We start from the raw sequence: 10,104 nt of genomic DNA, 5'->3' as shown, positions 1-10,104 counted from the left end.
CGCCCAGGCCATGCTGGACAGCACTGGCAATCAGGCGGTCACGCCGGATATGATCGAGGGTTTCGCCAATGTTGCTCGCGAAAGGCTGCGGCTTGAGGGAGGCGGCTATCGGCGGGATCACCTGCGCGCGCTGGCGCAGCGCGTCGAGGTCGCGGATACCGAAGTCCGCATCATGGGATCGAAATCGGAACTGTTGCGAACGCTCGTGGCCACTTCAAGCGTGAAATCGGCGGTTTCTGGCGTTCATAGTTCTGTACTGAAATGGCGCACCCGACAGGATTCGAACCTCTCTTAACTATCGAGATAACTGTATGACAGCGCGTCCGCTTTTGGGAGTTCTCAGTTCAGGTTTGAGCGACCGAGATTGGGCGCAAAGCTGCCGAAGCTGTCGAAGGTCGTTGATCAGGCGAAGGGCAGCTTTCCCGAAATAGCCGCCCGAAACCTGCCAGTCCGTTTCCCACCCCGAATCCGACGCTGCGTGGCGACTGGTGACCTTTGGCAGCAAACTCATGTTGGTCATTCGGAAGTAGATTGCAAAATCCCTAGAGCTGCCTTTCGTCGCGAGGCATCGGCGAGGACAGCAATGGTAGTCCATCAGGCAATGCGGCGCATAACCCACATTATGGAGTGAGCGAGTTTGATCCTAAGTGGCCCGCCTTTCGCGTAGTAGAAGTGCCGGCACGCCTCCAGACCAACACGCTGAGCGTCAGCATCAAGATATCGGCCATTGGAGCGGCGACCCACACACCGGTCTCACCCCAAATGTGGGGCAAGGCAAAGGTCAGTGGAATTGCGAACAGATATGCCCGCCCCAGCGAGAGGATGGCGGCTTGCCGCGCCCTGCCTATGGCTTGCGCATAGCTGGCGGCCATCATTACCGGGCCGAAAGCGAAATACGCTGCAAGGTACAGCGGAACAATGCGTGCCACCTCCAGCCCAACAAGGGCATCGCGCACAAAAAGTCCGCCCAGCCAGTCGCGTCCACCAATCAGCAGCAGTTGCACTAGCAGGCCATAAACGACGCTCACGCCAAGCGAAAAGTAAAGCGTCTGCTTTGCCCGTTCATCCTGTCCAGCACCTACCGTATTGCCGACAATTGCCTGCAGGGCCAGGCTCATACCCATCAGCGGTAGGAAGGCAAATGTCATCAAGCGCATCACCACCCCGTACGCTGCGATAGTCATGTCGGACTGCGGCAGCTCCAGCCGTTGCAGGGCGTACAGCACCGCCGCCGCGATGAGCGAAATACCGATGAAATTGAGGCTACGCGGTGCTCCAAGAGTCAGCATTTCTCGCCATTCACGGTCGTATCTCAAACCGACCATCGGCAGAACTGCCCTGCCGCTCATGCGATAGACAACCACGATACCCAGCCCCAATACCTGCGCCAGGGCCGTACCCCAGGCTGATCCAGCCACTCCAAAATCAAACACTCCGATTAGCAATGCGTTGAACCCGATATTGGCCAGCGTCACCAACACGCCAGCCATAGCCATGAAGCCAACTCGACCCTCCATGCGCAGCGCGTCGGCGTGCACAGAGAGTAGAAACCCTGCCGGTGCGGTAGCAAATGAAATGGCAAGGAAGGTCCACCCCATCTCACCGAGGTGGACGTTACCGCCCGCCACCAAACTGACAATATGGGCACCCAGTCCAAAAAAAGTCAGCATTGCCAAAGCAGCGACAACAACGGCAAGCCCCTGTGCGGAAGCAAAGGTATTGATTGCCCCATCCATGTCTTGGGCACCTAGTCGGCGACCCAAAATGCTGGCCATGCCGATGCCGACCATAGTCGAGACAGCTACCAATAACATCGAGATTGGAAACACCAACGTCACCGCGCTCAGGGCATCAGCCCCCACGAATGCGCCTAGTAACATGGCATCGACGACGGTCAGCAGGCCACTTATCGTCGTCACGACGATGATTGGCAGGCAGGTTCGAATGAATACGGATCGGATCGATCCACGCAAGAATGAATTTTTCGGCTCAGCCGCCAACGACGTTTGGTCGCTCATCAAAAACTCCCGTCATGGGCAAGTAGGATGATTTTGATGGGGCTCGCATTGCCATCGCTCCAACTGCCCCAGGGGGAAATGGCGATCAGCTTGTCTAATGCAGGGGCTTAACCACTGGCGATAACGCCATGCGAGCGGCAGGTCACCCTGTGGACCTGGATGCGTGTTTATTTTCGGGTCGTTTTACTGTCAAGGAGCATAAATTGAGCTTGTGCATATTTGGCGGACACTGGTTAAGGTCGTTGGAGCCGTCCATTGCGGTGCAATGTGCGGTTCGCGGCATCGGATTAGATCCTTCTTTGCCGCCCGTGGGCCCAAAGCGGAACTTCCGCTTCCCGCCCAATAGAAGCTGTAGACCTTGGCACATCAGTTTCCAACGCGGGAAATGATTTTCCGCGGCTCATCTGGGGCCGGAAGCCGTCGGTCCGCTATCGGGGCGAGCTCGGCGGATAGCTGCCATTCGGCAACCGACCAACATCGGAATGACCGAAGTTAGGAAGTAACCTTCTCTTCGGCAAGCACGACGTAGGCGAGCCGGGGGCACACAGCATTATGCCTGCTCCGCCGGGCGCCCAGAAACATCACGCGCGGCTTCGTTCCGCGCGCAATGACCTCGATGTCCTTGCGCCCAACCTTAGCCAGTACTTCCGTGGCTTAGTGAGGGTCGGTTGTGCGTGGGCATCCACATATTCAGCGCTCAGCCGGCGTCGCTAGCCTGTCACTGACGAGCGTCGTCCAGTAGCGAACACCATGAATGATTGCGTTGTCGTTGAAATCGTAGGCGGGATTGTGAAGCCCGGCTGACTCGCCGTTGCCCAACCAGATGATCGCTCCTGGTCGCTTCTCGAGCATGTAGGAAAAGTCTTCCGCGCCCATCGTGCACTGACAGTTTCCGTCGACACTACCTGATCCGGCGACCGTGGCGGCAGCGGCTATTGCAGCTTGCGTCATCTCGGGGTTGTTGACCGTAACCGGGTAGCCCGGTCGCCAGTCGATCTCGGCTTGCGCTTCAAACAGCCGCGCAGTGTTGGTTACCATATCCCGGAAACGCTGCTCGACCGCTTGCCTCGTTTTTGGATCAATCGTGCGTATTGTGCCACCAACGACGGTCGCTTCCGGGATCACGTTAAGTGCATCGGCACTGCCGCCGGCGAGATAGGTGACCGACACGACCACTGGATCGAAGGGATCGACATGGCGTGAGGCGATCGACTGGAGCGCCGTCACCAGATGCGCACTGACCAGCACAGGGTCCCGCGATTCGTGCGGCGAGGCGGCATGGGCACCCTTACCACGCAGAGTAACAACGAAGCGGTCGGCGGCCGCCAACATCGGCCCAGAGCGGATTGCGAACGAACCTATTGGCAGGCCCGGGTCGTTATGCATGCCAAAGACCTCCTGTATGCCGAAGCGCTCCAGAAGCCCCTCCTCGATCATCACGCGCCCACCAGCGCCACCCTCCTCAGCAGGCTGAAAGATCAGCACCACCGTTCCGGCAAAATCCCTAGTGGAGGCGAAGTGACGGGCAGCAGCAAGCAGCATCGCCGTGTGGCCATCGTGACCGCATGCGTGCATCCTGCCGAGGTTTTTCGACGCGTGAGCCAGATTTGTCTGCTCGGTTATCGGCAACGCATCCATATCGGCCCGCAGACCGATGGTGCGGCCACCCAACCTTCCTTTCACGACTGCGACAACACCCGATTTCGCGATACCGGTGACAACTTCATCGCAGCCGAACGACTTGAGCTTGTCGGCAACGAAGGTCGATGTGATGGGMAGGTCGAACAAGAGTTCGGGATGCTGATGGAGATGGCGGCGCCACAGGACGGCTTCCTCGGCAATCGTCTCGATCGTGTCTTGGATGGGCATCTCTTCCTCTTTCTTCCAATTGAATCAGGTTTGCCGCGCAGTCCAACGGCGAGGACGCGCACCCGAGCTTGCGCGCTCGACGTCTTCGACGCCGTAGGACGAAACGCTTGCCTTCACAAGATGCAGGTGCGAGAGACGGCCGAAGCCAACAATGACGGTTCCCCATGCCAGTAATCGAACAGATCGCCCAATTCGCCGACGATCTCACCGCGATACGCAAAGACTTCCACCAGCATCCCGAGCTCGGCTTCGAGGAGCATCGCACTTCCCAGCGGGTGGCGGATCTGCTTGCGAGTTGGGGCGTCATCATCGAGCGCGGCATTGGCGGAACCGGACTGGTCGGCGTCATCGAGGGTACCCGCCCGGGCCGTAGCATCGGGTTGCGGGCCGATATGGACGCCCTGCCCATGGATGAGCTGACCAACCTGCCTTATGCGTCGAAGAACCCCGGCGTCTTTCATGGCTGTGGTCACGATGGGCACACCACCATGCTGCTCGGTGCTGCGCGCTATCTCGCCGGCAATCGCGATTTCGCAGGTCGCGCCGTGTTGATCTTCCAGCCGGCAGAGGAAGGCCTTGGCGGCGCCAGGGCGATGCTGCGCGACGGTCTCTTTGACCGCTTCCCCTGCGACGAACTCTATGGGATGCACAACTCGCCCTATCAGGGGCATTCCCAGCTGACGATCCGGCCGGGGAAGGCGCAAGCCGGCGCCAGCTTCTTCGACATCACCCTCCACGGCCGCGGTAGCCACGGGGCCATGCCCCAGGCCAGCCGCGATCCGATCACCATCGGTTCTGGCCTGGTGAAAGAGATGCAGGAGATCGTCTCGCGCAACATGGATCCGACGCATCCCGCCGTCGTTTCGGTCACGCAGTTTCATGCCGGATCCGCCTACAACGTCATTCCTGAAGCCGCGGTGCTTCGCGGCACCTTCCGCTACTTCGACGATGCCGATGGCGTGATGATCGAAAACCGCATCCGCAAGCTCTGCGCAGGTTTTGCGCTCGCGCATGAGATCGAGATCACGGCAGATATCCGCAACATCTTCGATGTCCTCTCAAACGATCCGGAGCGGGTGGGCAATCTCATCGAGGTCGCGCAAGAGATCGTCGGCGACAAGGCGCAACCGAATGCCGAACTGACCATGGGGTCGGAGGATATGGCCGACCTTCTGCGCGTCGTTCCCGGCGCTTTCTTCAATCTTGGGCATGGCGGCACTGTTCCGCTGCACAATCCCGGATTTATTTTCGACGACACGATCCTGCCTGTCGGCGCCAGTTTGCTGGCACGCCTCGTCGAAGTACGCGGCGCCGCCTGAGGGCGACGGCCCCCAATAAAATCAAATTCTTGATCTGAGGAATTCGCTCGATCCCGGCATCGCTGCCGGGGCGGGCGAAGCTTTGGCTTTGCGATCCTGTGACGCCGCCTGCCCGGTGACATCGGGAAGTCGGCTCATTTTTCAACTTGACCAAATGAACGGACGAGAGCATTGGTTGCATTATATGGAACTCAGGTTCCATTTTATGGAACGGCTCGGAGGAGCAATGTCGGTCCTGAATAATGCCGCAGACGTATTGAGGTGCTTTGGCAACGACTGTCCCGATCTCACGGTCTCGGACGTCGTGAGATTGCTCGGCATGCCGAAAGCCAATGCGTCACGTCTCTTGAAGGCGATGCGCGAGGCGAACATGCTGGAGACGATCGGCGACAGCCACCGGCATCGCCCGGGCCGCCTGATGCTTGACCTCGCGGCGGCCTACCGTCGTTCTTCGCTGCTGATTGGCCGCGCCAGCGAAGTCGTAGCCGAAGCAAGCAATACCTTTGGCCATACCGGTTACATTTCCGTGCGCGACGGCAAGGAAGTGACTGCTGTAGCCGACTTCCAGGGCACCAACGCGCTCCGCGTCGTCAGCAATATCGGCCGGCGTCTGCCCGCCCATCTCAGTGCCACCGGTCGGTCGCTGCTAGCGCGGCTTGGCGATGAAGAGGTGCTTGCACTCTACGCCGGACACGGTGCGCTGGCTGACCTGAGCGAGCAGCTCTCAAAAGTACGGCATCAAGGCTTCGCATATTCGAGCCAGGAGGCGACCCCCGGGGTGGACGCCATCGCGATATCAGTTGCCGACCCTCGCACCGACGAAGCCGTCAGCCTGTGCATCGTTTACCCCCACGCACTCGTGGACACCAAAGGCCGCGACGAGATGATCGTTGCCCTCGCCAAGGGGGCCGCCCGCATTGCCGAGGACCTGGGCGACAGCGCTTTCGTCGCCCCCCGGATTTGAAGAAAAGGACATCATGTAATGAGTGATCTGCCCAACCGCTGGCGCGTGGGGTTCGACATTGGTGGAACCTTCACCGACTTCGTGCTCTACGACAGCAAGAACCACTCCGTCACGCTGCACAAGCGGCTGACCACGCCTCACGATCCGTCCCAGGCAGCGCTCGTCGGCCTGCAGGAGTTGCTGGATCTGCAGAACATCAAGCACGGCGATGTAGACGAGATCGTTCACGGCACAACGCTGGTCACCAATGCCGTTATCGAGCGCAAGGGTGCTCCTGTCGGCCTCATTACGACGCGCGGTTTCCGGGACTTGCTCGAAATGGGAACCGAGCAGCGCTACGACATCTATGACCTTTTCGTCTCTTTCCCCGATCCCATGGTCAGCCGCGACCTGCGCCGCGAGGTGGATGAGCGCATGACGGCCGCAGGCGAGGTGGAAACCGCTCTCGACGAGGCGCAGGTTCTGCAGGCGGCGAAATCGCTGGTCGCGGAAGGCTGCGAGGCAGTGGCCATTGCGTTCATCCATTCCTACGCCAACGCAGCCCATGAACGCCGCGCCGCCGACATCATCCGCGCTGCGTTCCCCGAGCTGTCGATCTCGATTTCGAGCGAGGTCGTGGCCGAAATGGGCGAATACCAGCGTACGGTTACGACCTGCGCCAACGCCTTCGTACAGCCCCTGATGCACCGCTACCTGACCAAGCTGGAGAAATCCTTGCGAAGCGCGGGTTTCGCAGGCCCGCTTCGTCTCATGCATTCTGCCGGTGGACTGATGTCCCTGGAGACCGCGCGCGACTTTCCAATCCGACTGCTCGAAAGTGGTCCGGCGGGCGGCGGGCTCGCCACAGCTCTATTCGGCAAGGCAGCCGGGCTCTCCGATGTCATTTCGTTCGATATGGGTGGCACCACTGCCAAGGCCTGCATGATCGAGAACGGGCGCGCCGAGATCTCGCCTATGATGGAGGCAGCGCGCGTCCACCGTTTCGTCAAGGGATCCGGCCTGCCTATCAAGGCGCCAGTGATCGAGATGRTSGAGATCGGCGCCGGCGGCGGCTCGATCGCCGCCATCGATGACGTCGGCTTGCTTAAGGTAGGCCCGCAGTCGGCGGGTTCCGATCCTGGTCCGGCATGCTATGGCATGGGTGGCAAGGAGCCTACGGTCACCGACGCCAACCTCACGCTCGGCTATTACGATCCCAGTTTCTTCCTCGGCGGCCGCATGAAGCTCGACCTCGAGGCCGCCCGCGCAGCAATCGCACGCGTGGCCAGGCCGCTGGGCCTCACAACCGAAGAGGCGGCACTCGGCATCCACAAGGTCGTCGTCGAAAGTATGGCCTCTGCTGCGCGCGTGCATCTGGTTGAGCGCGGCAAAGATCCGCGCGAATACTCCATGGTTGGTTTCGGCGGCRCCGGCCCCGCGCATGCGGTCGATGTGGCACGTGCCATGGGCATCAGTTCCGTCTTGATCCCGCCTGCATCGGGCGCGGCATCGGCGCTTGGCTTCCTCGCCGCTCCTCTTTCCTTCGAGGGCGTGCGGTCACTGAGGGTCGAACTGAAGTCAGGTTTCGACGCGGACGCTGTCAACCGGCTGCTTACGGACCTCGAAAACGAGGGCCGCCACCAGCTGTCACGCTCGGACATCGCCTCAGCAGATACTATAGTCGAGCGCAGCGCGGACATGCGCCTTGTCGGGCAGATGCACGACATCAGCGTGCCGCTTCCTGCCACCACACTCGGCGAAGGCGATCTACCCGCAATACGCGAGGCCTTTGTTCGCGCCTATTCGACCCGCTATGCCGAGCCTTTCGAGGGTGCGCGCTTTGAATCCGTCAACTTCCGCGTTCGTGTGGCAGGCCCCACACCGCAGCTTTCGCTGACCGGCGCTACCGGCGGCGGCGATACCGCGGCCCGGATCAAGGGGCACCGCGTCTGCTGGTTCGACGAAGGTAGTTTCGAGACCGCAGTCTACGATCGCTACGCGCTCAGCAGCGGCGACACGATCCCTGGCCCGGCAATCATCGAGGAACGGGAGTCCACCACCGTCATCGGCCCGTCGGACAGCGTGACCATTGATGCAAGCCAGAACCTTTGCGTTCAGGTTGGCGCGCTCAAGGCCATCGATGCGTTCGTCACCGCTGACATGTCGCGGGCGGAGGCCGTCTCCCGCATCAAGGCCGATCCGATCGGCCTAGAAATCATGTGGTCGCGCCTTGTCAATGTCGTCGAGGAGATGTGGCTGACGGTGTGCCGCACTGCGTTTTCGCTCGTCATCGCCGAGGCGCAGGATTTTGCCTGCGAACTCCTCGACAAGGATGGCGAAACGCTCGCCCATAGCCCGCGCGCGATGCCCGTCTTCAACCTGACGCTGCCCCGCGCGGTCAAAGCCTTGCTGGCGCGTTATCCGGCGGAAACTCTGAAGCCTGGCGACGTCCTGATCACCAACGATCCATGGCTCTGCGCCGGCCATCTCTTCGACATCGCCATCGTCACGCCTGCCTTCCGCAACGGTCGGCTCGTAGGCCTGATGGGTACTGTCGGCCACGTCTCGGATATCGGAGGCACCAAGGATTCGCTCCATGCCCGCGAGATCTATGAGGAAGGGCTGCAGATCCCGCCGATGAAGATCTTCGAGGAGGGAAAGCCAAACGAGACACTGATCCAGCTCATCCAGCAGAACGTCCGCAACGGCGAGCAGGTCCTGGGCGACATCTTCTCCTTCGTGGCAGCCAACAAGCTCGGGGCGGAGCGGCTCGATGCCTTCATGCACGACTATGGGATGCATGATCTGGGCGCCCTCGCCGAAGTCGTCCAAGGGCTGTCGGAAAAGGCCATGCGCGACGCGATCCTTGCGCTGCCCGACGGTGAATACCGTTCGGTCATCACCAACAACCCGCTGGGCGAAAAGATCAGCTACCCGGTTCTGGTGAAAGTGGAAGGCGACAGCATCAGCGTCGATTTYGCCGGTGCCCCGCCGCAACTGCCGCAGGGTGGCTTGAACTCGACGCTGAACTACACGGCGGCCCATGCGACCTACCCGTTGAAGTGCATGCTCACGCCGACTGTGCGCGGCAATGCCGGATGCTATCGCCCGTTCATCGTTACCGCGCCCGAAGGCTCGATCCTGAACCCGACCTATCCGGCTGCGGTGAACCTGCGCACGCGCACTGGCTGGTATCTCGCGCCGAACATCTTCGCAGCGCTCGCATCGGCTTCGCCTGATATGGTCCAGTCGTTTACCGGACTTGCCGTGGCCGCCAATGTCTATGGCCAGACCAAGGACGGGCAGTTCTATTCGGACATGCTCTTTTGCGGAGGTGGTCAGGGCGGCTCCGAGCGCGGCGACGGCCACTCCTCGCTTCTTTGGCCAACCTCGGCAGCCAATACGTCTATCGAACTGATGGAAAGCCGAGTTCCGGTCCTGGTACTGGAGAAGGCATTCCTTGCAGACACCGGCGGTGCCGGCAAGATGCGCGGCGGACTTGGCCAGGTCGTGCGTTTCCGCAAGCGTTACGATGACGGGCTGGAGATGCTGGTGTCCGTCTATCCCGAAGGCGTCGACAATCCGATCGACGGCCTGTTCGGCGGCAAGGCCGGCGGCGGGGCCCGCGGACGCGTACTGTCCACCGACGGCAGCGTGCTGCGTGATTGCGGCACGGGCGAGCTGGTTTCGCTACACCGGACCGACCAGGTAGTCGAGCTCGTGCTCGCCGGCGGTTCCGGCTACGGCAACTCCGCCGAGCGTGCCCCGGCTGCAATCTCCCGCGACCTCGCGCTTGGTTTCGTCACGCCCGATCACGTTGCGCTCAACTACCGCCACGAACCGGGAACATCGGGAACCGTGGCACCCCAGGAGAACGTGGCCTGGGCCTGACCGTCCCATCGATTTCCGGCGGCGCCCGGCCGACTGGCGCCGCCCACCTGCAACGACGACCACA

Annotated in this window: 5 protein-coding genes and 1 pseudogene; 4 read left to right on the top strand and 2 right to left on the bottom strand. The window is 61.1% G+C overall.

Annotation, left to right across the window (positions count from 1 at the left end):
• A pseudogene (locus AC1DWF_RS16895) lies at positions 1–295 on the top strand (recombinase family protein); the annotation flags it as partial.
• A gap of 325 nt (positions 296–620) precedes the next feature.
• Here AC1DWF_RS16895 and AC1DWF_RS16890 read toward each other — a convergent pair.
• On the bottom strand, positions 621–2,018 hold the full coding sequence (locus tag AC1DWF_RS16890) for an MATE family efflux transporter (protein WP_476786199.1): 1,398 nt from the start codon (positions 2,016–2,018) through the stop codon (positions 621–623).
• 690 nt (positions 2,019–2,708) lie between these two features.
• On the bottom strand, positions 2,709–3,887 hold the full coding sequence (locus AC1DWF_RS16885) for a M20 aminoacylase family protein (protein ID WP_476788577.1): 1,179 nt from the start codon (positions 3,885–3,887) through the stop codon (positions 2,709–2,711).
• Positions 3,888–4,051: 164 nt separating this feature from the next.
• On the opposite strand from AC1DWF_RS16885, the gene AC1DWF_RS16880 reads away from it, so the two are divergent.
• From AC1DWF_RS16880 to AC1DWF_RS16870, 3 genes are all read left to right on the top strand, one after another.
• On the top strand, positions 4,052–5,206 hold the full coding sequence (locus AC1DWF_RS16880) for a M20 aminoacylase family protein (protein WP_476783069.1): 1,155 nt from the start codon (positions 4,052–4,054) through the stop codon (positions 5,204–5,206).
• A 184-nt stretch (positions 5,207–5,390) separates the two neighbouring features.
• Positions 5,391–6,170 (top strand): IclR family transcriptional regulator, encoded by a 780-nt coding sequence (locus tag AC1DWF_RS16875; RefSeq protein ID WP_476783070.1) that lies wholly within the window; start codon positions 5,391–5,393, stop codon positions 6,168–6,170.
• A gap of 18 nt (positions 6,171–6,188) precedes the next feature.
• The gene (locus tag AC1DWF_RS16870; RefSeq protein ID WP_476841856.1) at positions 6,189–10,040 is read left to right on the top strand and encodes a hydantoinase B/oxoprolinase family protein; all 3,852 of its coding nucleotides are present in this window, start codon (positions 6,189–6,191) and stop codon (positions 10,038–10,040) included.
• Positions 10,041–10,104: the final 64 nt, after the last annotated feature.

It is taken from the genome of Aminobacter sp. P4_D5, from assembly GCF_056401815.1.
Note: the sequence above shows the minus strand (reverse complement) of the source record. Positions and strands in the feature narration are given on the sequence as shown.

Coding starts and splice junctions, on each gene's coding strand:
- AC1DWF_RS16890 (WP_476786199.1), bottom strand. CDS start 2,018: ATGAGCGACCAAACGTCGTTGGCGGCTGAGCCGAAAAATTCATTCTTG.
- AC1DWF_RS16880 (WP_476783069.1), top strand. CDS start 4,052: ATGCCAGTAATCGAACAGATCGCCCAATTCGCCGACGATCTCACCGCG.
- AC1DWF_RS16875 (WP_476783070.1), top strand. CDS start 5,391: ATGGAACTCAGGTTCCATTTTATGGAACGGCTCGGAGGAGCAATGTCG.